Consider the following 22,834-nt stretch of genomic DNA (forward strand, 5'->3'; position numbering starts at 1 on the left):
CAGGCTGGTCGTGTGCCCACCGACGACGCCACCAGCGCGGATCCCGCGGCCGAGCCGCCGCGCGCCGCGGGCGCCGGCGGTGGCCTGGCCGCCACCCGGCGCCGGATCGAGCGTGCCGCCGGGTCGCTGGCGACCGCCAGCGTGGCCCGGATGGAGGAGACGCTGCCCTGGTTCCGCGGGCTGCCCGCCGAGCAGCGGTCCTGGGTGATGCTGGTGGCCCAGGCCGGCGTGCGGTCCCTGGTGGAGTGGCTCGGCAACGGCGGCGGCGCGGCCGACAGCCCGCAGGAGGTCTCCGACGAGGTGTTCGCGGCCGCGCCGCGGACCCTGGCCCGGACGATCAGCCTGCAGCAGACCGTGGCGTTGATCAAGGTGACGATCGACGTGGTCGAGGAGCAGGTGCCGGTCCTGGCCGCGGAGGGCGAGCAGGGTCCGCTGGCCGAGGCGGTCCTGCGGTTCTCTCGGGAGATCGCCTTCTCGGCCGCCCGGGTGTACGCCCGCGCGGCCGAGACCCGCGGGGCCTGGGACACCCGCCTGCAGGCGCTGCTGGTCGACGCGCTGCTCCGCGGCGACTCGCGGGACGTGCTGGCCAGCCGGGCCGCGGCGCTGGGCTGGGCGGACGCCCAGCCGGTCGCCGTGGCGGTGGGCCGGTCCCCCGGCGGCGAGGTGACGGCCATCCTGCTCACGCTCTACCGGGCCGCCCGCCGGCTCGGGGTCGAGCTCATCGGCGGGGTGCACGGGGACCGGCTGGTGGTGGTCATCGGCGGCGCGCCCGACCCGATCGCCGCCACCGGGCGGCTGCTGGCCGCGTTCGGCGACGGGCCGGTGGTGGTGGGGCCGGCCGTGCCGAGCCTGGACGAGGCCACCGAGTCGGCCCGGGCGGCCGTGGCCGGCTTTCGCGCCGCCCCCGCCTGGCCCTCCGCGCCGCGGCCGGTGACCGCGGCCGACCTGCTGCCCGAGCGGGCCCTGGCCGGCGACGCCGAGGCCCGCCGGGGGTTGCGGCAGGAGTTCGCCGCCCTGGTACGCGCCGGCGGCGAGCTGCTGGAGACGTTGGACGCCTACTTCGCCAGCGGCGGGGTGCTGGAGAGCGCGGCGCGGATGCTGTACGTGCACCCCAACACGGTCCGCTACCGGTTGCGGCGGATCGCCGAGGTCACCGGCTACTCGCCGCTGTCACCGCGGGACGCGTACGCGTTGCGGATCGCGCTGACGGTGGGCCGGCTCGACCCGGCGGCCCCAGCCGCCCCGAATCAGACGTAGCCGTTGATAGGGGACGGTGAGCCGCAGAACCCGCATGATCTTCACCTATCTTTGTAGGATCCTCACAAAGGTTCTAGGAGGGTTTGGTGACTGCCGGCAACCATGTGACCGTCGAGTATCCCGCAGAGTCATAGTCGTGCTTGCCGTACTCTCCCCCGGTCAGGGCTCACAGAAGCCCGGCTTCCTCACCCCGTGGCTCGACCTCCCCGGCGCGGCCGCCCGACTGCGCTGGTGGTCGGCGCTGGCCGGCGTCGACCTGGCGTACCTCGGCACCGAGGCCGGCGCCGAGGAGATCCGGGACACCGCCCGGACCCAGCCGCTGCTGGTGGCCGCGGCCCTGCTCGCGGCCGAGCACCTGCCGGTGTACGACGTGACGCTCACCGCCGGGCACAGCGTCGGCGAGCTCGGCGCCGCGGCGCTGGCCGGGGTGCTCACCCCGGAGTCCGCCGTCACGCTGGCCGGAGTGCGCGGCCGGGAGATGGCCGCGGCCTGCGCCCTGGAGCCCACCGGCATGTCGGCGGTGCTCGGCGGCGATCCCGAGGAGGTCCTCGCGGCGGTGGACCGGCACGGGCTCTACCCGGCCAACCGCAACGGCGCGGGCCAGCTGGTCGCCGCCGGCGCCGTCGACAACCTGGCCAAGCTCGCGGCCGAGCCGCCGGCCCGGGCCCGGGTCATCGCCCTGCAGGTGGCCGGCGCGTTCCACACCCGCTACATGGCGCCGGCCGAGGAGGCCCTGGCCGGCATGGCCGCCGGGATCACCCCGGCCGACCCGGCCCGGATCCTGCTGTCCAACCTCGACGGCTCGGCCGTGAACAACGGCCGGGAGATGCTGCAGCGGCTGGTCCGCCAGGTCACCGCGCCGGTCCGCTGGGACCTGTGCATGCGGACGATGGCCGACCTGGGCGTGACCGGCGTGCTGGAGCTGCCGCCGGCCGGCACCCTGGCCGGGCTGGTGAAGCGGGAGCTGAAGGGCGACGGCGCGCCCGAGATCGTCACCCTGAACACCCCGGACGACCTGCCGGCGGCGCGGGATCTGATCGCCCGGCACGGCTCGACGGCCGGGCACGAACCGGCCATCTCGTTCCGGGTGGTGGTGGCCGGAACGGCCGGCACCTTCACGCCGGCCGACCTGCCGGAGGGCACCGAGGTACGCACCGGGCAGGTGATCGGGCACGTGGTCACCCGGCAGGGCCCGGTGGAGGTCAAGGCGCACGGGAACGGCCTGCTCACCGAGTGGCTCGCCCACTCCGACGACCCGGTCGCCCCGGGCCAGCCGCTGGCCCGGATCGGCGGGCAGCTGTGACGACCGGTACGACCACCCGACCTGGAGCGGCGGCGCGGCCGGCTCCGCGGCCGCGAACGAAGGGATGGCACCGCTGATGGGTTCCCGCCTCCTCGCCATGGGGCACTACCAGCCCGCTCGCCTGATCACCAACGACGACCTCGCCCGGATGGTGGACACCAACGACGAGTGGATCCGGGACCGGGTCGGCATCGTCACCCGCCGGGTGGCCGACACCGAGACGGTGGCCGACATGGCCACCGCGGCGGCCGGCAAGGCGCTGGCCAACTCGGGCCTCACCCCCGCCGACATCGACCTGGTCGTCGTGGCCACCTGCACCTCCGTGGACCGCAGCCCCAACGTGGCCTGCCGGGTCGCGGCGAAGTTGGGCATCACCGCCCCGGGGGCGTACGACATCAACACGGCCTGCTCCGGGTTCTCGTACGCGCTCGGCACCGTGGATCACGCGCTGAGCGCGGGCGCGGCCCGGAACGCCATCGTGATCGGGGCCGAGAAGCTCTCCGACTTCACCGACTGGACCGACCGGTCGACCTGCATCCTGTTCGGCGACGGCGCCGGCGCGGCCGTGGTGACGGCCACCGCCGAGGGCGAGCCGAGCGGCGTGGGCCCGGTGCTCTGGGGCTCGGTGCCGGAGCGCAGCGAGGCCGTCCGGATCGAGGGCCGGCACGGGTACGTGCAGCAGGAGGGCCAGTCGGTGTTCCGCTGGGCCACCACCGCGCTCGCCCCGCTGGCGCTGCAGGCCTGCGAGCGCGCCGGCGTGGCCCCGGAGGAGATCGCGGCGTTCGTCCCGCACCAGGCCAACGCCCGGATCATCGACGGCATCGCGAAGCGGCTCAACCTGCCCAACGCGATCATCGCGAAGGACATCGTCGAATCCGGCAACACCTCGGCGGCCAGCACGCCGCTGGCCCTGTCGAAGCTGATCGAACGCCGCGAGGTGCCTTCCGGGGCGCCGGTGCTGCTGTTCGGCTTCGGCGGCGGCCTCACGTACGCCGGGCAGGTCGTGCGCTGCCCGTGATGTCCCACCGGCCGGCGGTGCCCACCGCCGGCCCGGCCGCGGCGCGCGCCGCGGCCACCCCGGTCGCGGCCGACCGCCACGACCACCCGGTCCCGGCGCACCGCCGTGACCACCCGGGGCCGACCCGCCGGGTACCGGTCCCCGCCGCTCATCCATGGAGAGGAAGCCAACAACAATGACCCGTGACGAGATCACCGCCGGCCTCGCCGAGATCCTCGAAGAGGTCGCCGGGGTGAACCCGGACGACGTGGCCGTTGACAAGTCCTTCACCGACGACCTGGACGTCGACTCGCTCTCCATGGTGGAGGTCGTGGTCGCGGCCGAGGAGAAGTTCGGCGTGAAGATCCCGGACAACGAGGTGCAGAACCTCAAGACCGTGGGTGACGCCGTCAGCTACATCGAGGCGCAGTCCTGAGATGAGTCGACCCGACGTCGTCATCACCGGGCTCGGCGCGACGACCCCGCTCGGCGGGGACGTCGCGTCGACCTGGGACGCCATGCTCGCCGGCCGCTCCGGGGTGAGTCCGCTCACCCAGGAGTGGGCCGGCCAACTGCCGGTCCGGATTGCCGCCCAGCTCGCCGTCGAACCCGTCGAGGTCCTCGACCGGGTACGGCTGCGCCGGCTGGACCGGTCCGAGGCCATCGCCATCATCGCCACCCAGGAGGCGTGGGCGGACGCCAAGCTCGCCGACACCGGCCTGGAGCCGGAGCGGCTGGCCGTGAGCCTCGGCTCCGGCATCGGCGGCGCCACCACCCTGCTCGCCCAGGACGACATCCTGGAGGCATCCGGGCCGCGCCGGGTGTCCCCGCACACCGTGCCGATGCTCATGCCCAACGGCCCGGCCGCCTGGGTCGGCCTGGAGGTCGGGGCGAAGGCCGGGGTGCACGCGATGGCCAGCGCCTGCGCGACCGGTGCGGAGGCGCTCGCGCTCGGGCTGGACATCATCCGCTCCGGCCGCGCCGACGTGGTGGTGGCCGGCGGCACCGAGGCGGTCATCCACCCGCTGCCGATCGCCGGCTTCGCCTCGATGCGGGCCATGTCGACCCGCAACGACGAGCCGGAGCGGGCCTCCCGGCCATGGGACAAGGGCCGCGACGGGTTCGTCCTCGGCGAGGGCGCCGGGGTGCTCATCCTGGAGTCGGCCGAGCACGCCGCCGCGCGCGGCGCCCGGGTGTACGCCCGGCTCGCCGGCGCCGGGATCAGCTCCGACGCGTACGACATCGTGCAGCCGCACGCCCAGGGTGAGGGCGCGATCCGGGCCATCCGGGGCGCGCTCGCCGACTCCGGCGTGGCGGCCGAGGACATCCGGCACGTCAACGCGCACGCCACCTCCACCCCGGTGGGCGACATGCTGGAGATCGGCGCGCTGAAGGCCGCCGTGGGCGAGCACCCGGTGCTGTCGGCCACCAAGTCGATGTCCGGTCACCTGCTGGGCGCGGCCGGCGCTCTGGAGTCGATCGCCACCATCCTGGCCATCCGGGACGGCATCGTGCCGCCCACGATCAACCTGGACGACCCGGACGACGGCCTCGACCTGGAGGTGGCCGCCCACAAGGCCCGGCACCTCGACATCCCCGCCGCGCTCAACAACGCGTTCGGCTTCGGCGGGCACAACGTCGCTCTCGTCTTCACCCGGGCGTGAGACCCGACCCTGCCCTGGAGGCATCCGTGAGCACCACATCCGTCGGCACCGAGTCCGCCGAAATCGACTACCGCGACCCGGAGGTCCGGCTCCGGTCCCTGTTCGACGCCGGCACCCTCCGCCTGGCCATGTCCCGGGACACCTCCGGGATGCTCTGGGCGCGCGGCGAGATCGACGGCACGCCCGTGATCGCCTTCTGCTCGGACGCCACCAAGATGGGTGGCGCCATGGGCATCGACGGCTGCCGGCACATCGTCGACGCGATCGACACCGCGGTGCAGGAGCGGGTGCCGGTGATCGGTCTCTGGCACTGCGGCGGCGCCCGGATTCCCGAGGGCGTGGTGGCGCTCGACGGCGTCGGCCAGGTCTTCGCCGCCATGGTGCGGGCCTCCGGCCGGGTGCCGCAGCTGTCGGTGGTGCTCGGCCCGGCCGCCGGCGGCGCCGCGTACGGCCCGGCGCTCACCGACATCGTCATCATGGCGGGCGCCGGCCGGATCTTCGTCACCGGTCCCGAGGTGGTGCGCAGCGTCACCGGCGAGCAGGTCGACATGGAGCGGCTGGGCGGCCCCGAGCCGCACGGCCGGCGATCCGGCGTCGTGCACATCACCACCAAGGACGACGAGTCCGCGCTGGCCCAGGCCCGCGCCCTGGCCAGCCTGCTCGGGCACCAGGGCCGGTTCACCCCGGCGGACGTGTCCGGCGGCGCCGAGGGGCACGACCTGGCCGCGCTCATGCCGGCCGAGACCAACCGGGCGTACGACGTGAAGCCGGTGGTCAAGGCCCTGCTCGACGAGCCGGGCGTGGAGCTGCACGCCAAGTGGGCGCCCAACATCGTCACCACGCTGGGCCGGTTCGCCGGCCGTACCGTCGGGGTGATCGCGAACAACCCGCTGCGGCTCGGCGGCTGCCTCGACGCGGCCAGCGCCGAGAAGGCGGCCCGGTTCGTGCGGATGTGCGACTCGCTCGGCGTACCGCTGATCGTGCTCGTGGACGTCCCGGGTTACCTGCCGGGGCTCGGCCAGGAGTGGGACGGCGTCGTCCGGCGCGGCGCCAAGCTGCTGCACGCGTTCGCCGAGGCCGTCGTGCCGCGGGTGACGCTGGTGACCCGCAAGGCGTACGGCGGCGCGTACATCGCGATGAACTCCCGCTCGCTCGGCGCCACGGCGGTGTTCGCCTGGCCGAACGCGGAACTCGCGGTGATGGGCCCCAGCGCCGCGGTGAACGTGCTCTACCGCAAGAAGCTGGCCGCCGCGCCGCCCGACCAGCGCGAGGCGCTGCGGGCCGAGCTGATCGAGGAGCACACCCGGGTGGCCGGCGGGGTCAACCGGGCGCTGGAGATCGGCGTGGTCGACGAGGTCATCAAGCCGGCCGAGACCCGGCGGCGGCTCGCCGAGACCCTCGCGGCGGCCCCCGCCGCCCGCGGCGCGCACGGCAACATCCCGCTGTAGCGGTAAGGATCGGCCGGGCCCCCGCTGCGGACAGCGGGGGCCCGGCCGTTCGCCCTCATGATCGTCGCAGGATTTCGGGGTAGACACGCCGCGTTGGTGCTCCGGAATCTGCCAACGATCATGGCGATCAAGGCGCTCCGGGAGGATCGGCGCGACCGGCTCGCGCAGCACTGGGTCGGCTCAGCGGCGGCTGGCCAGGATGGCGAGGGTTTCCCGGCGCACCTGGCCGGGTTCGTGGATCAACCGGCGCCCGCTGAAGCGGACGGTCAGGATGCCCAGCGTGGCCAGCTGCGCGTCCCGGCGCAGGTCACGCTCGCGCTGGCGCGGATCGCCGTGTGCCATGGCGCCGTCAAGCTCGATGTTGACGCGCTCCCGCTCCGCATACAGGTCGAGGTAGACCGTCCGGGAGCCCAGCCAGATCGGCACCTGACGGGCGAACGCCGGCATGCCGGGCCCGACGAAGACGTGATCGTGTCCCCAGATCTCCAGGGGACTACGACAGCCGGCCGCGAGCCTGGCAAGCAGTCCACGCAACTGCGCCCGGCCGGGCAGCCTCGGCGCACCGGACAGTGCCCGTTCGAGGCGTCCCACGGTGGTGAGCCGGTCGTTGACCGCCCGGATCACCGGACCGGCCCGGTCGTCCGGCGGCAACACCGGCCAGGCGTCGACCAGCGAGTCCTCCAACCGGATGACCGGCATGGTCCGGCGCACCACCACGCGCGGCGGAATCAGGATCAGTTCCTGACGCCGATGCACAACCAACCCGGGGCCGGCATGAAGTCTCGTCTCCGCCGGCACGTCCACATGCACCGGCTCTCCGGGCAGCTGCTGGAGCACGCCGTGCACGTCCAGCGCGGTGACGCTGCTCAACGCGGCCCGCCCCGCCGCGTACGCCACCGCGGCTCGCTGCGCCACCCCACGGTCAAGCCTGGTGAGAGGTGCTGCGGCAACCGGAGAACCAGCCGCGGACGACCGCGCTGGCGGCGAGGCATCCACGAGTCGCCAACCTACGTACACACCGGGCAGCACTCGCCGCAGCTCGCCGTCTCGGAGCGCCCGACGCAGCGCCCATGGCCGCACGACCTCAAGCGCGGCGTCTCGGGTGAGCACCCCGCCGCCAAGGTCGACAAGTGCCGCAAGCTCCGCATCCACCCACGTACCGTGGCTGCCCCGCGGCCGGCCCGGCAACCGAACCAAACCGGATCCTGTGGACAACTCTCGCCTGTGGACGAAGCGATTCATGATCGTTGCACAATTTCGGTGCGCCCATGCGGCGCGTCAGCACCGAAACTGGCCAACGATCATGGTCACCGGGCCTGGCCGCGCCGGGCCCGGCGTTTGTCCAGGTCAGGAGGGGGTACGCGGCGCCCATGATCGCACTGATCGTTGCCCTTCTGGTGGTGTGGCTGGTGCTGGCGGTGGTCGGGCTGGTGGTCCACGGCCTGTTCTGGCTCTTCGTGATCGGCGCCATCCTGTTCGTCGTGACCGGCATCATCGGCTGGGTCCGCCGGCGGGTGTGACCCGAGCCCCGTCCGGGGAGGTCCGGATGCCCGGCCACCCGGTCCCGTAGGGGCGGCCCGCCGTACCCCGGATCCGGCGGCGATGTTCCGGCCACGGCCGCCGGCTACGGGCCCGGCATGTCCGCTTTGACCGGCGCCGCGCGGCGGTCGCGCCGCGCTTTCCCGCGTTTTGCCCCCGGCCGGCCGGCGGGCGGGATCAGGTGCGGCCCCGATTGAAACTCAGCACTCTCCGTCAGCATGCTCGCAGGCGTCATCCGCGTCGAGCGGAGCGCCCACCCGGTCTCCCGGGCGGCGGTCCGGCTCGCCGGCGCCCGCGGCATGGAGGAGAGTGCGGACGTGGTCCCACGGTTCAGTGTGGTCGTACCGTGTTTCAACGAGGCCGGCTACATCGCGGCCACCATCGATTCGTTGCGGGCGCAGCGGTTCGCCGGCGGGCACGAGATCATCGTGGTGGACAACAACTGTACGGACGCCACCGCGGCGATCGCCCGGGACCGCGGGGCGACGGTGGTGAGCGAGCCCGAGCCGGGGGTGTGCGCGGCCCGGCAGCGGGGCGCGCTGGTCGCCCGCGGCGACATCATCGTCTCGGCCGACGCCGACACCCGGTACGGGCCGGACTGGCTGAACCGGATCGACCGCGCCTTCGCCGCGGACGACCGGGTGGTGGCGGTGGTGGGCCCCTGCCGGTACGCCGACGGTCCGGCCTGGGGTCGGGGCTACGCGCGAGTGCTGTTCGGGCTCGTCGGGTTGATCTACCGGCTGACCGGCCGCGTGCTGTACGCGACGGCCACCAACATCGCCGTGCGCCGCGAGCACTTCCCGGGCTACGACACGCGGCTCACCCAGGGCGGAGACGAGCTGGACCTGCTGCGCCGGCTCCGCCGCCGCGGACGGGTGGCGTTCGATCCCGGGAACCCCAGCCACAGCTCGGGCCGGCGGCTGGCCCGCGGCCTGCTCTACAGCGTGTTCGTCTCGCTGCTCGTGCACTATCTGGCCGCGTACCTGCTGAACCGGCTGTTCGGCCGCCGCGTCCTCGGCGCCGCGCCCGCCTTCCGGACCGGCGGAACCGCCGGCGTCCTCGGCGCCGCGCCCACGCCCCGGACCGGCGAAACCGCGGACGTCCTCGGCGCCGCGCCCACGCCCCGGACCGGCGAAACCGCGGACGTCCTCGGCGCCGCGCCCACGCCCCGGACCGGCGGAACCGCACCGGCCGGCCGCCGACCCGCCGGCCGGCGGCGGGTGGCGGGGGCGGTCGGCGCCACGCTGGCGGGGGCCGTGGCCGGGGCGGTGCTGCTGATGCCCACGGCGCTGGCCGGGGACGGGATGTCGCACACGTACCACTCGATCGCGCGGCTCGTCGTCGACGCCGCACACCCGGCCGGCCACCGGTGAGCCGGCTCGGCGCGGCCGCCTGCGGGGCGGCCGGGGTGGCCGGGCTGGCCGCCGGCTACGCGCTGTTCATGGCCCCGGGCTGCCAGCTGTTCGGGGCGTACCCGCACCGGGTCCGCACGGCCGAGCCGGTGGTGGCGCTGACCTTCGACGACGGGCCCAACGAGCCGTACACCTCGCAGCTCCTGGACTACCTGGACAGCCGGCGGATCCGGGCCACCTTCTTCCAGGTCGGCCGGTGCGTGGAGCGGTTCCCGGACACGACGGCCCGGATGGTGGCCGCCGGGCACGTGGTGGGCAACCATTCGCTGACCCACCGGTTCGGCACGTACCTGCGGCCGGGCCGGTACGCCGAGGAGGTGCGGCGGACGCAGGAGATCCTCGTACGCCACGCCGGCCGTACCCCCGCGCTGGCCCGCTCCCCCTGGCTGTGGCGGCACCCGGCGCTGCTGAGGACGCTGCGGGCCGCGGGACTGCGGCCGGTGTCCGGGGTGTTCTGCCACCCGCTCGAGGTGCTGCAGATCAGCGCGGCGGCGATCGCCCGCGCGGCGGTGGCGAAGACCGGCCCGGGCACCATCCTGATCTTCCATGACGGGTTCGACGCCCGGGGCGGCGACCGGGGACAGACGGTGGCGGCGGTCCGGCGCACGGTCGAGGCGCTGTCGGCCCGCGGGTTCCGGTTCGTCACGGTGGACGAGCTGCTGGGCGTGCCCGCGTACCGGTGACGGCGCGGCCGGGGTCAGGTACGCGCGGACGTGGCGGCCGGCGCCGATGACGGCGGCGGCCGCAGGCCGTCGAGCATGATGCCGAGCAGCCGGTCGGCCTCCTCGGGCGCGGACTCGCTGGCCAGGCCGACCCCGTGCACGAGCCGGAGCACGGTCGGGGCGTCCACGTCCGGCCGGACGACGCCGGCGGCCTGGGCGCGGTCGAGCAGGCCACCCAGCGCGGACCGCATGGTGTCCTTGCACCGGGCGAGCGTCTCGGAGTCGGCCGCGAGCATCGCCTTCAGGGCCGTCCACAGCCCCCGCTTGACCTTCAGGTAGTCCAGTTGCAGTCGCAGCCAGGCCGCGAGGGCGTCGGCGGGCGGCAGCCGGCCGGCCAGCTCCTCGGCCTGTGCCCGCAGCGCCTCCACGTCGTCGCGGTAGACGGCCGCCAGCAGGTCGTCCCGGCTGGGGAAGTGCCGGTAGAGGGTGCCGGGACCGACCCCCGCCCGGCGGGCGATGTCATCCAGGCGTGCCTCGGCACCGTGCTCGGTGAACGCCTCCCGGGCGACCGCGATCAGCCGCTCGTAGTTGCGGCGGGCATCCGCGCGCATCGGGCGTTCGGGCTGGGACACGGCACACCTCCATTGATCCGGAGATTCCCTCCGGATAGTCTTGCCAAACCGGAGAGCATCTCCATATGCTAGCGACGGCTATAAGCGGAGACTATCTCCGCTTCCTGTTCTCGATTCTCCGGAGTATCCCTTGTCGGAACAGACTCTGCTCTCCGCCCGTACCCTGGCCGCGCCCGAGCCGGCCGCCACCCGGCACCGGCTCGCGCTGGCCATCATCGTGACCTGCCAGCTCATGCTCATCCTCGACGCCACCGTGATGAACGTGGCGCTCCCGCGCGTCGCCGACGACCTGCGGTTCTCTCCCACCGGCCTGGCGTGGGTGCTGAACTCCTACACCCTCGCGTTCGGCGGGCTGCTCATGCTCGGCGGCCGGGCCGGCGACCTGCTCGGCCGCCGCCGGATGTTCGTGGCCGGGATCGCGTTGTTCACCCTCGCCTCCCTGGCCGGCGGCTTCGCCACGTCGCCCGGCTGGCTGCTGGCCGCCCGCGTGCTGCAGGGCGTGGGCGCCGCCGCGGCCGGGCCGAACACCATCGCGCTGATCACCACGACCTTCACCGAGGCGCGGGAGCGGCTGCGCGCGCTGGCCCTGCTCTCCGGGGTGGCCAGCGCCGGCTTCGCGATCGGGCTGATCGTCGGCGGCCTGCTCACCGAGCTCGCCTCCTGGCGCTGGGTGCTGTTCATCAACGTGCCGTTCGGGGTCGCGGCCGTCCTGCTGGCCCCCCGGTTCGTCCGGGAGCCGGCGCGGCACCCCGGCCGGCTCGACCTGCCCGGCGCGGTCACCGCCAGCGCCGGCGTGGCCGCGCTGGTCTACTCCTTCATCACGGCCGCGGGCGAAGGCTGGTCCAACCCGACGGCCCAGCTCGCCCTCGGGGCCGGCCTCGTCCTGCTGGCGGCCTTCGTGTTCATCGAGTCGCGGACCCGGCAGCCGCTGCTCCCGCTGCGGCTGTTCGCCGACCGCGACCGGGCGGCCGGCTTCCTCAACTTCCTTCTCGGCCCGGCCGCGATGATGTCGATGTTCTTCTTCCTCACCCAGTTCCTCCAGCAGGTGCGCGGCTACACCGCGCTGACCACCGGGCTCGCGTTCCTACCGCTGGCCGCCGGCATGTTCGCGATGACCCGGCTGGTGCCCCGGCTGCTGCCGCGGCTCGGGCCGAAGCCGCTCGCCCTGACCGGTACGGCCCTGATGGTCGGCGGCGTCGGCTGGCTGACCCAACTGCACGTCGGCAGCGGGTATCTCACCGGCCTGCTCGGGCCGATGCTGCTCATGGGGCTCGGTGGCGGGCTCGCGTTCGTGCCGCTGACCCCGGTCATCATGGCCGCCGTGCCGCCCCGGGACACCGGCGCGGCCGGCGGGGTGCTGCAGACCATGCAGCAGACCGGCGCCACGCTGGGACTGTCCATCCTGGTCACGGTGTTCGGCGCGGCGGTGCGCGGAGCGGCTGGGTCGCACCCCGGCCCGAATGGCGAACGGCAGGCGCTGGTGCACGCGATGACGTCGGCGTTCAGCGTCTCGGTGCTGATCGCCGCGCTGGCGTTCCTGGTGGCGCTGACCTTCCGGCCGGCCGGCCACGACGCGCGGGTCAACCGGCGGGTTGGTAGTCGAACCAGTCGAAGGCGGCGCTACCCCCGGTGACGTACATCCCGATGACCCGGCCGCCGCCCCCCGGGCGGCTGCCCCGAGGAGCCGTCACGGGGTGTGCCGCAGGGCCGCGTCGAGCCGGGCGAGGTGCCCGGCCACCGGACCGGCCGTGAGCATTCCGCTGCCGGCCCCGGCGTGCTCGGCCGCCGCCGGCGCGAGGGCGTGCCGGGCGCGCGCGATCAGCGTCCGGTCGCCGAGCTGCTCGGCGGCCCGACCGGTGAGGGACCACAGCGCCTCGAACAGCAGGTCGGGAGGGGGTTCCGGGGTGCGGCGCAGCGCCGCCGCGGCGGCGTCCCGGCGGCCGGCCGCCACCAGCACGAGCGGCCGGGCCCACGGCGCGTACGGGCCCCAGTCGGTGTCCTCGGCGAAGTCGGCCGGCCGGTCGTGCCACACCCGCAGGCAGAGCAGCGCCAGCGGCAGCAGCCCGCGTTCCACCCCGGGCATGCCGGCCCCGGGGAGCAGGCCCGCGGCGTCCCGGTACGCGCTCTCCACCGCCGCCTCGGCGGCGCCGGTCAGCGCCAGGCGGAGGGCCCGGTACCACCGGGTGAACACCCGGACCAGCGGTCGGTCGTGCCGCTCGGCGAGCCGGTCCGCGGCCGCGGCGGCGCCGTCCGCGCCGGCCACGTCGCCGAGCGCCGCCCGGGCCTGCAGCCGGACCAGGTGGCCGAGGATCTCGAAGTTGACCAGGCCGTGCCGGGCGCCGAGCGCGACGAGTTCCACGCCGATCCGGTCCCGGTCCGGCGCGAGCCCGGCGCGGTGGAACGTCTGCAGGAACACGCCGTTCAGGGCGAAGGCCAGCAGCGCCGGGTCGCCCAGCCGGCGGGCGATCCGCTCCGCCTCCCGGGCCGCCGCCGGGCCGCGCGTCGCCGAGGCGCCGCGCGACTCCACCGCCACGGTCGCCAGCAGGCGGACCCGGGTGGCCTCCGGCGAGCCGGGCGGCAGGGCCGCGAGGGCCCGCTCGGCCGCGGCCACGATCCGCGCCGCCAGCGCCGGGTCGTCCGACCGGGACCAGATCGCCGGTACGTCGTACCCACCGATCACCCGCGCCGTGATCTCCGGATCACCCCGCCGCTCGGCCGCCGCGATGGCCGCGAACCGCTGCTCCCGGGCGGCCGCCAACCCGGTTCCCCCGGTCACCGCGAGGCTGCGCAGCAGGCCGACCGTGGAGTCGAGCCGGGCCGGCGTGCCGGCGGCCACCGTGCTGTCGTACGCGGCGGCGGCCCGCGCCCAGAGCCGGTCGGCGGCCGGCGCGGCCTGCGGCAGCAACGCGGCGGACTGCCGGAGGATGTCGGTCTCCAGCCGGCGCAGCCGCGGGCCAGGGTCGATCCCGAGCTGGTCCCGGAGCAGGTCCCCGGCCCGACGCAGCACCGCCAGCGCGTCCCCCTGCCGGTCGGCCCGGTACAGGGCGAGGGCGAGCAGCCGCCAGGACTCCTCCCGCCACGGTCGGTCGGCCACCTGGGCGTCCAGCTCGGGTACGACCTCGGCCGGCCGGCCGAGCGCCAGCAGCGCCTCGGCCCGCAGCTCCACCGCGCGAAGCCGGAGCTCGTCGAGCCGCGAGCGTTCGGCGAGCGCCCACGGCGCCTCGTCCAGCCCCGCGTAAGCGGGTCCGCGCCACCAGCCCAGCGCCCGGTCCAACCCGGCCAGCAGCGCGGCCGGTGAGCCCTCCGGGGCGGTCAGGCCGCTGGCCGAAGCCGGCGGGCCGATCGAGACTGCCGAGTCGATCGAGACTGCCGAGGCCGCTGAGGCGGCAGCGGCGGTTGAGGCCGCCGACGCCGCCGCCACGGCGTCGGAGAATCGCCAGGCGTCCACCGTGTCCGGGGCGGCCCGCAGGGCGTACCCGGGTCCCTCGGTGACCAGCAGCCGGGCCGGCTGCCGCGGCGCGCGCCCCGGCTCGACGGCGCGGCGCAGCGCGGCCACGAACGTGCGGACGGCGCTCACCGCCCCGGGCGGCGGGTCCGTCCACAGGTCCTCGACGAGGCGGTCGACCGGCACCACCCGGCCCCGGGCCACGATCAGGCGGGCCAGCACGGCCCGGTGCCGCGGCCCCCTGAGCTCGACCGGCACGCCGCGATCGTCCCAGGCCGTCACCGGCCCGAGGACACCGAAACCGACCCGCACCGCCCCGCCCTCCCGGCCGCGCTCGCGCCCAGGTCACCGTAGCGCGCTCATCGGCTGCTCATTCCCGGCCGGCACGCTGGGGTCGAGCTTTTCGATCAGGAGGGGACATCGCCATGACCATCGCCATTCCCGGTTTCGACCAGCGGCGGATCGCCGTCGCCGACGGGGTACGGCTGAACGTCGCCGTGGGCGGCTCGGGAGATCCGATCGTGCTGCTGCACGGCTTCCCGCAGACCCATCTCATGTGGCGGCACGTGGCCACGGACCTGGCCAGCGAGTACACCGTGATCTGCCCGGACCTGCGCGGCTACGGCGCCAGCGACAAGCCGGCGGAGCGCGACCGCGACACGTACGCCAAGCGCACCATGGCGGCCGACGTGGTGGCCGTGGCCCGCGCGCTCGGCCATGACCGCTTCGCGCTGTGCGGGCACGATCGCGGCGCCCTGGTCGCGGTGCGGGCCGGTCTCGACCACCCCGAGGCGATCAGCCACCTGGCGATCCTGGATGTGCTGACCACCCTCGACATGTGGGAGATCCTGCACGGCGTGGACGCGGCCGTGGCCTTCCATCTGTACCTGATGGCGCAGCCCCCGGGCCTGCCGGAACAGCTCATCGGGGCCAGCCCGGACGCGTTCTTCGGGCACTTCCTCGACGCGTGGGCCCGGGATCCGGGCGCCATCGGGCCGGAGATCCGGGCGGAGTACCTGCGGGCCTCCCGGGAGGCTGTGCCGTCCATCGTCGCCGACTACCGGGCGTCGGCCGGGATCGACGTGGAGCACGACCGGGCCGACCGGACCGCCGGCGCCCGGTTGAGCATGCCGGTCACCGTCCTGCAGCAGGACTGGGGCGCGGCGCTCGGCTACGACGCGGCCGGGTTGTGGCGGGCCTGGGCCGCGGACCTGGAGCACCGCACCACCTCGGCCGGGCACTACATGGCCGAGGAGGCGCCCGGGGAGATCAGCCAGCTGCTGCGGTCCCTGCTCGCGCGCTGACGACCGGCGCGCCGGCTCCGGCGGGCCGGGTCGGTCAGCGGCAGGAGGTGGCGGGCAGGCCGGGCACCGGCACCGGCGACCGGCCCGCCGGCCGGGCCTTCCCGGCCAGCACGTCGGCCAGCCCGGTCATCGCGGCCGGGCTGGACGAGTACGTGGCCATCAGGCGCTTCGAATCGGCGCCGGCCAGCACGTACGGCGTGTCCATGGCCACCGTGACGGCGGCGCCGGCGCGCAGGTCCTTGGCGCCGTCGCCGTACCCGACGAGATGCACGACGGCGCCGCCGCTGTCGACGACCTTGACCCCGTCGGCGCGCAGGGCGGTCACCAACAGCTTGCGGGTGCTGTCCCGGCCGGTCGAGGCGGTGACCGTGACCGGGCCGGCGAGCGCCCCGCACCCGCCGCGCAGCTCGGTGACCGCGGCCGTGGCGAGCCGCCGGGCCGCGTCCTGGTGCGCGCCGCTGGCCAGCGTGGACATGGCCGGGGCCGGCTTGCCGGCCAGCCGGAACCGCAGCGTGAGCACCCGGGTGGCCGCGTCGACCAGCCGGGCCCGCGGCAGGCTCCCGTCGCGCAGCGCGGCCAGGATGCCGGCATGCGCGGCGGCGATGTCCGGCGGCATGAGCAGCAGGTCGTTCCCGGCCTTCAGCGCCCGTACGGCCGCCTCGCCGGCCGGCCAGCGCTCGGCGGGCGCCATGTTCATCCCGTCGGTGACCACCACGCCGCCGAAGCCGAGCTGGCCCTTCAGCACCTCGGTGATCGCCTTGGTGGAGAAGGTGGCCGGGGTGCCGGGGTCGATGGCGCGGGCGTCGAGGTGCGCGGACATGACCAGGTCGGTGCCGGCGGCGATGCCGGCCCGGAACGGCGCGAAGTCCACCCCGTCGAGCGTCTTGCGGTCCTGCTTGAGCACGGGCAGGTCCGAGTGCGAGTCGGCGGCCGTGCCGCCGTGTCCCGGGAAGTGCTTGAGCGTGGCCGCCATCCCGGCGCCCTGCAGCCCGCGGACCGCGGCGCTGACCTGGTCGGCGGTCGCCTTCGGGTCGGCGCCGAAGGACCGGGACCCGATCACCGAGCTACGCGCCCGGAGCACGTCCGCGTCCGGGGCGAAGTCCACGTTCAGGCCCATGGCCGCGAGCTCCTCGCCGGCGGCCGTCCAGGCCCGCTCGGTGAGCTGCGGGTCGGCCGCGGCGCCGGCGGCCATGGCGGCCGGCAGCAGGGTCACCCCGTCCTTGATCCGGGTCACCACGCCGTACTCCTGGTCGGTGCCGATCAGCAGCGGCGCCCTGCCGGCGGGCAGCTTCGCGGCGGCGTCCTGCAACCCGGCGGTGAGGCGCCGGACCTGGGCCGGATTGTCGACGTTCGTGGTGGCCTGGTTGGCGCCGGTCGGGTCGTCGGCGGAGAAGCCGACCAGGATGAGGCCGCCGAGCCGGTACTTGGCGATCATCTCGGCCGGCGTGTCCACCCCGGCCAGCTTGCGGTTGCCGGCGGCCGAGCCGGCCGACACCTTGGTGGCCGAGTCGCCGTACGCGTACGGCATCAGCACCTCGCCGGCCAGGTCCTCGTCGCTCAGCGAACCCACCAGGGCCGCGGCCCGCGCGGCGGGATCGGCGCCGCCGCCAGCGGGGGCGCCGGGGCTGCTCGGCGTCGCGGCCTGGCTCGCGGCCGGGGTCGGGCTGGCATGCTCGGCCCTGCCGTCACAGCCGGCGACCGCGAGGGTCGCGAGGGCGGTGACGGCGGCCACGGCGGTGAGCCGGCGCTGCGGAAACGACACGCCGTCCATCCCACCAGCTACCCCCGGATCGGGGCAACTTGACCTTTCCGCCCCGGCGCGAACTCCCGGGGGCGGGTCAGCCGACCTGGGTGAGGAGGGTTACCGGGGCGCCGTCGCCGGCGTAGCGGTACGGCTCCAGCTCGGCGTCCCAGGCGGTGCCGAGCGCCTTGTCCAGGGCGTGCGCGAGCGCCTCGGGGGCCCGGGCGGCCGCCATGATCGAGCGCAGCAGGTCCTCGCCGAGCTGGATGTCGCCGGCCGCGCCCATGACGGCCCGGTGCAGGCCGCGCCCGGGGACGTACATGAACCGTTCGCCGTCGACCCCCGGACTCGGGTCCTCGGTCACCTCGAAACGAATCATGGGCCACTGCCGGAGGGCAGCAGCCAGCTCCGCGCCGGTCCCCGGGCGTCCGGACCAACCGCACTCGGCACGCCGGGCGCCGACGTCGGCCGGCTGCTCGGTCCAGTGCAGGTTGACCGGCGCGGTGAGGACGCGCGCGATCGCCCACTCGACGTGCGGGCACACGGCGAGCGGGGTCGAGTGGACGTATACGACGCCACGCGTTTGCACGGTGACCTCCCGGTGAACGAGGTGCGTCTTCCCCTACGACCTCGATCACGAGTGGGCACTGAGACACATGATGACTGCTGTTGTCGACGATGCGCCAGCGAATCGGAAAACTCGTGCCGTACGGATGGGATGGAATACCCGGACCGGTCGGCGCGGTTGCGCTTCGTGTCGGTCGCGATGTCGACGCGCGGCGTCCGGCCGGCTCAGAGGGTCGTGTAAAGTTTTACTTGGCGGCCTGTGCCGCCCGCACATCCCCTCAGGCAACCCCGGCGACAGCGTTCCCGTGCCGGTGCGACGCACCGACCCGGCCACTGCCGCCCCGTCCCCGGACTTCTGTCCTCCCGTTCGTCTTGCAAGGAGTACCCCCGTGGCGAGCAACACCTCGAAGACCGCGCGCGCATCCGTCCGCGCCGGCCAGGCCGGCCAGGGTGGCGCCCTGAGCGTGCTCGGTGAGTTCAAGTACCTGATCCCGCTCAACGGCGGCAAGCACGCCTACGTGCGTAACCTCACCAACGGCAAGACCGCGCACCTGCGCACCGACTCCGAGGCCTTCGTCGAGGAGATCCGGACGCTGGCCACCGCCGGCCACGCCGCCAAGATCCGGGCCGAGCTGAACGGACTGGCCGCCGCGTACCCGTCGGACGGCTGGGACACCACCGAGAAGCGCCTGGTCGACGCCGGCGTCTTCGAGGCCTGAGCCACCCGGCCACCGGCCTGAGTCACCGGCCACCGGCCGGCCCAGCATCATCCAGGCGCCCCGCCGCGCACCGCGCGGCGGGGCGTCGCGCTGTCCGTGCGCCGCGGCCGCTCAGGCGAGCAGGTCCACCCGGCCGCTGTCCAGGTCGTAGATGGCGCCCACCACCTCGACCGAGCCGTCGGCCACGGCCGAGGCCAGCGGCTCCCGGGCGGCCAGCTCGGCGACGGTCCGGATGATGTGCCGACGGGTCGCCGCGGACGCCACGCGCGGGTCGTCCAGGCCCACGTCCAGCACGGCCGGCGCGATCTCGTCGACCAGGTAGCCCAGGCCGCCGCCCGGCCGGTCCCCGGTCTGCAGCGCCCGGACCGTGGCGGCCACGGCGCCGCAGCGCTCGTGCCCGAGCACCATCACCAGCGGCACCCCGAGCACCGTCACGGCGAAGTCGATCGAGCCGCGGACCGCCTGGTCCAGCACGTGCGCGCCGGAGCGGACAACGCACATCGACCCGAAGGTCTGGTCGAAGACCGCCTCCAGCGGCACGCGGGAGTCGATGCAGCCCACCACCACGGCGTGCGGCCGCTGGTCGCCCGAGGCGGCGGCCGCGGCGGCCACGTCGTGCCCGTGCAGCGGCTGCCCGCCGACGAACCGCCGGTTGCCGGCCAGCAGCTCGGCCAACGCGGCCCGGGGGGTACGGGTGGACGAGGGGGAGATACTGGAAGGACGCTCCCCCGGCACGAGGGTCGGATCTGCGGACGGTGAGGCCATCCGCCCAGCTTGCCGCCTCCACCCGGCGGCCGGGAAGCGGGGTGCGAATCTTCTCACGCCCGCGGTTCGCCCGGCCGGCCAGCGGGTAGATGCACCCTTCCGGCGCCTGGGGAGGTGGCCATGTCCGAGCGGGCCGTGGGCGGGATGCCCGAGGTACGGCGGGTCACGCTCGCCGACGGGGTGCAGCTGCACGTCGAGCTGACCGGATCGGCCGAGGCGGCCGTCACGGTGGTGCTGCTGCACGGCTGGACGCTGGACCGGCGGATCTGGCACCGGCAGGTGTCGGCGCTGGTGGCCGAGTTCGGCCCGGACGTGCGGGTGGTGGCGTACGACGCCCGCGGGCACGGCCGCTCCGGCTGCACCCGACTGTGCACGGCCACCCTCGCGCAGCTCGGCGACGACCTGGCCGAGGTGCTCGACCAGGTGGGCGGCGGCGGGCCGGTGGTGCTGGCCGGGCACTCGCTCGGCGGGATGACCCTGATGGAGTACGCCCACCGGCACCCCGCGGCGTTCGCCGAGCGGGTGGCCGGACTGGTCCTGGTGGCCACCACGGCCGAGGGCCACGCGCACACGGTCTACGGTCTGTCGCCCCGGATCACCCGGCTGGTCCGGCTGGCCGAGACCGGCGCGGCCGGGGTGCTGGCCCGGTGCGGCACCTTCCGGCCGCCGCACGCCCTGCTGCGGGCGATCCGCCCCACGCTGCGCTGGCTGCTGTTCGGCGACCGGTGCGAACCGGCTGACCTCCGGCTGACCGCCTCGGCCGTGGCCCGCGCCTCGCTGCGGGCCATCGGCGGCTTCCGCCCCTCGGTGGGCGCCCAGCACCGGCTGGCCACCCTGGCCGGCCTGCCCGCCATGCCGGTGGCCGCCCTGGTCGGCGACCGGGACCGGTTGACCCCGCCGGCCTGCGCCGAGTCGATCGTGCAAACTCTCCCGGGCACCGAGCTGACCGTCTGCCCGGGCGCCGGCCACATGCTCATGCTGGAGCGTCCCGCCGAGGTCAACGCGGCCCTGTCCGGCGTGCTCCGGCGCGTGCTGGCCGGCGTACCGGACCGGATGCCGGCCGGTCGACGGCGCCGGTCGGGGCGGCGGGCCGCGCCCACCGCGCGCATCTCCGGCCCGACCCCTCGGGCACGCCGGGCCCGGACCGGGGACGTATCCTGATCGGTCCCCCGATCGGCGCACCATCGCCGGCCGCAGACCGCCCGTGGGAGAACCCGCCTTGACCGACCGCACCGTGCTCGACCAGGAGATCGCCGTCGAGCAGCGACACCTGGACCGGGTGTACGCCCGGCTGGAGCAGCTGCGCCAGGCGGCGGCCCGGGCCGAGCGGGACGGCTACCGGCTGGCCCGGGTCGGCAACTTCGGCGCGCTGGTGGAACGGGACGCCATGGTGTTCCACGCCGCCCGGCGGCGGCACGTGCTGGACGCCGAGCACGAGGGGCTGGTCTTCGGCCGCCTCGACCTGCGGGACTCCTCGATGCTGCACGTGGGGCGGCTCGGGGTGCGCGGCGAGCGGTCCGAGCCGCTGGTGGTGGACTGGCGGGCACCCGCCGCGGCGGCCTTCTACCGGGCCACCGCAGCCGACCCGCAGGGGGTGGTCCGGCGCCGGATGATCTCCTCGGCCGGTGAGCGGGTGACCCGGATCGAGGACGATCTGCTGGACCCGGACGCCGCGCCGGACGACCTGCGGGTGGTCGGCGACGGCGCCCTGCTGGCCACCCTGAGCCGGGTCACCGGCACCGGGATGCGGGACATCGTGGCCACCATCCAGCGGGAGCAGGACGAGGCCATCCGCTCGCCCGGCGCGGGCGTCACGATCGTCTCCGGCGGCCCCGGCACCGGCAAGACGGCCGTGGCCCTGCACCGGGCGGCGTACCTGCTCTATTCCGACCGGGCCCGGTTCGCCGGCGGCGGCGTGCTGGTGGTCGGGCCGTCGGGGGTGTTCGTCAACTACATCTCGTCGGTGCTGCCGTCGCTGGGCGAGGACACCGCCACGCTGCACTCGCTGGGCTCGCTGGTGGCCGGGCTGACGGTCACCCGCACCGAGCCGGCCGGCACCGCCACCGTCAAGGGCTCGCTGCGGATGCGCCGGCTGCTGGAGCGGGCGGTCCGGGACGCCGTTCCGGGCGGTCCCACCGAGCTGCGCCTGCTGTACCGAGGTCAGCTGCTGCGGCTGGGCCGGACCGAGCTGGACGCGATCCGGGAGCGGGCGCTGCCCCGCGGCGCCCGTCGCAACGAGGTCCGGCGGGTTGGCATCGACGGGTTGTTCGAGGCGCTCTGGCGGCAGGCCCTCGAGCTGCGCATCGGCAACCTGCCGGAGCAGCGCGAGTTCGAGGACGAGCTGGCCGACCGGACCGACTTCCGGGACTTCATCCGGGCCTGGTGGCCACGGCTGCACCCCCGGCACGTGCTGGCCTGGCTGGCCGACCCGGCCCGGCTGCGGTCGTACGCGGCGGGCATCCTGTCCCGGGCGGAGATCGAGCTGCTGGTCTCCTCGTACCGGTCGCTGGCCGCGGACGGCCCGTCCATCCCGGACGTGGCGCTGCTGGACGAGTTGGACGAGCTGATGGGCCGGCCGCCCCGGCCCGCCCGCCGGCGCCGCGATCCGTTCCTGGTGGCCGGCGGGGTGCGCGAGGTGAGCACATACGCCGACCGGGAGCGCGCGGCGCGGTCCGCGGCGACCAGCCGGGACGAGGACTACCGCGAGTACGCGCACGTGGTGGTGGACGAGGCCCAGGACGTGTCGCCGATGCAGTGGCGGATGCTCGGCCGGCGCGGCCGGCTCGCCTCGTGGACCGTGGTGGGCGACCCGGCCCAGACCGCCTGGACGGGCGACCCGGCCGAGCTGACCCGGGCCCGGGACAAGGCGCTCGGCCGGCGCCGGCGGCACGAGTTCACCCTCTCCACCAACTACCGCAACTCCGCGGAGATCTTCGCGGCCGCGGCCGCGGTGATCCGGGAGATCGATCCGGACCTGCCGCTGCCGCGGGCGGTCCGCAGCACCGGCGTGCCGCCGGAGGCCCGCACGGCCGGCCCGGACGAGCTGCCGGCGGTCACGGCCGAGGCGGCCGCCAAGATGCTGACCGAGGTCGAGGGCACGGTCGGGGTGATCACGCCGGTGCAGCGCCGCGCCGAGGTCCGGGACTGGCTCGGCGAGCTGTCCGGACCCCGGCTCCAGGTGGTCGACGCGCTCCAGGCCAAGGGCATGGAGTACGACGGCGTCGTGCTGGTGACGCCCGCGGAGATCCGCGACGGCACCCCCGCCGGCCCCCGCACCCTCTACGTGGCCCTTTCCCGCGCCACCCAGCGCCTCACCACGATCGACCTCACCCCCTGACCCCCACCCCCCCTCCCCGCCCTCCCCTCCCCACCCTCCCCT

General features: G+C 75.2%; 20 protein-coding genes. 14 read left to right on the forward strand and 6 right to left on the reverse strand.

The window, feature by feature from the left end; genetic code table 11:
- Positions 1 to 12 precede the first annotated feature (12 nt).
- The 6 genes from ACFFHU_RS20140 (at position 13) to ACFFHU_RS20165 (ending at position 6,669) form a co-directional block, all read left to right on the forward strand.
- On the forward strand, positions 13 to 1,257 hold the full coding sequence (locus tag ACFFHU_RS20140) for a PucR family transcriptional regulator (RefSeq protein ID WP_377341068.1): 1,245 nt from the start codon (positions 13 to 15) through the stop codon (positions 1,255 to 1,257).
- Between the two features lie 136 nt (positions 1,258 to 1,393).
- Entirely contained in the window at positions 1,394 to 2,560 is a 1,167-nt protein-coding gene (locus ACFFHU_RS20145; RefSeq protein ID WP_377341069.1) for an acyltransferase domain-containing protein, read from the forward strand.
- Positions 2,561 to 2,633: 73 nt separating this feature from the next.
- Positions 2,634 to 3,578, forward strand: coding sequence for a beta-ketoacyl-ACP synthase III (locus tag ACFFHU_RS20150; RefSeq protein WP_377341243.1), 945 nt, complete (start codon positions 2,634 to 2,636; stop codon positions 3,576 to 3,578).
- A gap of 175 nt (positions 3,579 to 3,753) precedes the next feature.
- Entirely contained in the window at positions 3,754 to 3,993 is a 240-nt protein-coding gene (locus ACFFHU_RS20155) for an acyl carrier protein (protein WP_377341070.1), read from the forward strand.
- 1 nt (position 3,994) lies between these two features.
- Positions 3,995 to 5,221 (forward strand): beta-ketoacyl-ACP synthase II, encoded by a 1,227-nt coding sequence (gene fabF / locus ACFFHU_RS20160; RefSeq protein ID WP_377341072.1) that lies wholly within the window; start codon positions 3,995 to 3,997, stop codon positions 5,219 to 5,221.
- 62 nt (positions 5,222 to 5,283) lie between these two features.
- Positions 5,284 to 6,669, forward strand: coding sequence for an acyl-CoA carboxylase subunit beta (locus ACFFHU_RS20165; RefSeq protein ID WP_377341244.1), 1,386 nt, complete (start codon positions 5,284 to 5,286; stop codon positions 6,667 to 6,669).
- Between the two features lie 180 nt (positions 6,670 to 6,849).
- Here ACFFHU_RS20165 and ACFFHU_RS20170 read toward each other — a convergent pair whose 3' ends face one another.
- On the reverse strand, positions 6,850 to 7,584 hold the full coding sequence (locus ACFFHU_RS20170) for an endonuclease domain-containing protein (RefSeq protein WP_377341074.1): 735 nt from the start codon (positions 7,582 to 7,584) through the stop codon (positions 6,850 to 6,852).
- 455 nt (positions 7,585 to 8,039) lie between these two features.
- Between ACFFHU_RS20170 and ACFFHU_RS20175 the strand changes: the two genes are divergently transcribed.
- The 3 genes from ACFFHU_RS20175 to ACFFHU_RS20185 all read left to right on the forward strand — a co-directional run bounded on the left by ACFFHU_RS20175 (position 8,040) and on the right by ACFFHU_RS20185 (position 10,303).
- Entirely contained in the window at positions 8,040 to 8,189 is a 150-nt protein-coding gene (locus ACFFHU_RS20175) for a hypothetical protein (protein ID WP_377341076.1), read from the forward strand.
- A gap of 237 nt (positions 8,190 to 8,426) precedes the next feature.
- Complete coding sequence (locus tag ACFFHU_RS20180) at positions 8,427 to 9,581, forward strand: glycosyltransferase family 2 protein (RefSeq protein ID WP_377341077.1); 1,155 nt, start codon at positions 8,427 to 8,429, stop codon at positions 9,579 to 9,581.
- Positions 9,578 to 10,303, forward strand: a complete 726-nt coding sequence (locus tag ACFFHU_RS20185) for a polysaccharide deacetylase family protein (protein WP_377341078.1) — start codon at positions 9,578 to 9,580, stop codon at positions 10,301 to 10,303. Before ACFFHU_RS20180 ends, ACFFHU_RS20185 begins: the two co-directional genes overlap by 4 nt.
- A 14-nt stretch (positions 10,304 to 10,317) precedes the next feature.
- Here ACFFHU_RS20185 and ACFFHU_RS20190 read toward each other — a convergent pair whose 3' ends face one another.
- Positions 10,318 to 10,914 carry a TetR/AcrR family transcriptional regulator gene (locus ACFFHU_RS20190; RefSeq protein ID WP_377341080.1) on the reverse strand — a complete coding sequence of 199 codons (597 nt, stop codon included), beginning with the start codon at positions 10,912 to 10,914 and terminating at the stop codon, positions 10,318 to 10,320.
- A gap of 130 nt (positions 10,915 to 11,044) precedes the next feature.
- Here ACFFHU_RS20190 and ACFFHU_RS20195 point away from each other — a divergent pair, with 130 nt between their 5' ends.
- Positions 11,045 to 12,547 carry an MFS transporter gene (locus ACFFHU_RS20195; RefSeq protein WP_377341082.1) on the forward strand — a complete coding sequence of 501 codons (1,503 nt, stop codon included), beginning with the start codon at positions 11,045 to 11,047 and terminating at the stop codon, positions 12,545 to 12,547.
- A 54-nt stretch (positions 12,548 to 12,601) separates the two neighbouring features.
- On the opposite strand, the gene ACFFHU_RS20200 is transcribed toward ACFFHU_RS20195, so the two are convergent.
- The gene (locus ACFFHU_RS20200) at positions 12,602 to 14,671 is read right to left on the reverse strand and encodes an AfsR/SARP family transcriptional regulator (protein ID WP_377341084.1); all 2,070 of its coding nucleotides are present in this window, start codon (positions 14,669 to 14,671) and stop codon (positions 12,602 to 12,604) included.
- Positions 14,672 to 14,784: 113 nt separating this feature from the next.
- On the opposite strand from ACFFHU_RS20200, the gene ACFFHU_RS20205 reads away from it, so the two are divergent.
- Positions 14,785 to 15,663 (forward strand): alpha/beta fold hydrolase, encoded by an 879-nt coding sequence (locus tag ACFFHU_RS20205; protein WP_377341086.1) that lies wholly within the window; start codon positions 14,785 to 14,787, stop codon positions 15,661 to 15,663.
- A 34-nt stretch (positions 15,664 to 15,697) separates the two neighbouring features.
- Here ACFFHU_RS20205 and ACFFHU_RS20210 read toward each other — a convergent pair whose 3' ends face one another.
- On the reverse strand, positions 15,698 to 17,434 hold the full coding sequence (locus ACFFHU_RS20210) for a glycoside hydrolase family 3 protein (protein ID WP_377341087.1): 1,737 nt from the start codon (positions 17,432 to 17,434) through the stop codon (positions 15,698 to 15,700).
- A gap of 67 nt (positions 17,435 to 17,501) precedes the next feature.
- Positions 17,502 to 17,993, reverse strand: coding sequence for a DUF3145 domain-containing protein (locus ACFFHU_RS20215; RefSeq protein ID WP_377341089.1), 492 nt, complete (start codon positions 17,991 to 17,993; stop codon positions 17,502 to 17,504).
- Positions 17,994 to 18,360: 367 nt separating this feature from the next.
- Here ACFFHU_RS20215 and ACFFHU_RS20220 point away from each other — a divergent pair, with 367 nt between their 5' ends.
- Entirely contained in the window at positions 18,361 to 18,690 is a 330-nt protein-coding gene (locus ACFFHU_RS20220) for a hypothetical protein (protein ID WP_377341091.1), read from the forward strand.
- 111 nt (positions 18,691 to 18,801) lie between these two features.
- Here the strand turns inward: ACFFHU_RS20220 and ACFFHU_RS20225 are convergent, their stop codons facing one another.
- The gene (locus ACFFHU_RS20225; protein ID WP_377341093.1) at positions 18,802 to 19,455 is read right to left on the reverse strand and encodes a carbonic anhydrase; all 654 of its coding nucleotides are present in this window, start codon (positions 19,453 to 19,455) and stop codon (positions 18,802 to 18,804) included.
- Between the two features lie 144 nt (positions 19,456 to 19,599).
- On the opposite strand from ACFFHU_RS20225, the gene ACFFHU_RS20230 reads away from it, so the two are divergent.
- Positions 19,600 to 20,616 carry an alpha/beta fold hydrolase gene (locus ACFFHU_RS20230; RefSeq protein ID WP_377341246.1) on the forward strand — a complete coding sequence of 339 codons (1,017 nt, stop codon included), beginning with the start codon at positions 19,600 to 19,602 and terminating at the stop codon, positions 20,614 to 20,616.
- Positions 20,617 to 20,674: 58 nt separating this feature from the next.
- Entirely contained in the window at positions 20,675 to 22,792 is a 2,118-nt protein-coding gene (locus tag ACFFHU_RS20235) for a HelD family protein (RefSeq protein WP_377341095.1), read from the forward strand.
- Positions 22,793 to 22,834: the final 42 nt, after the last annotated feature.

It is taken from the genome of Plantactinospora siamensis, assembly GCF_042434095.1.
Taxonomy (GTDB): domain Bacteria; phylum Actinomycetota; class Actinomycetes; order Mycobacteriales; family Micromonosporaceae; genus KBS50.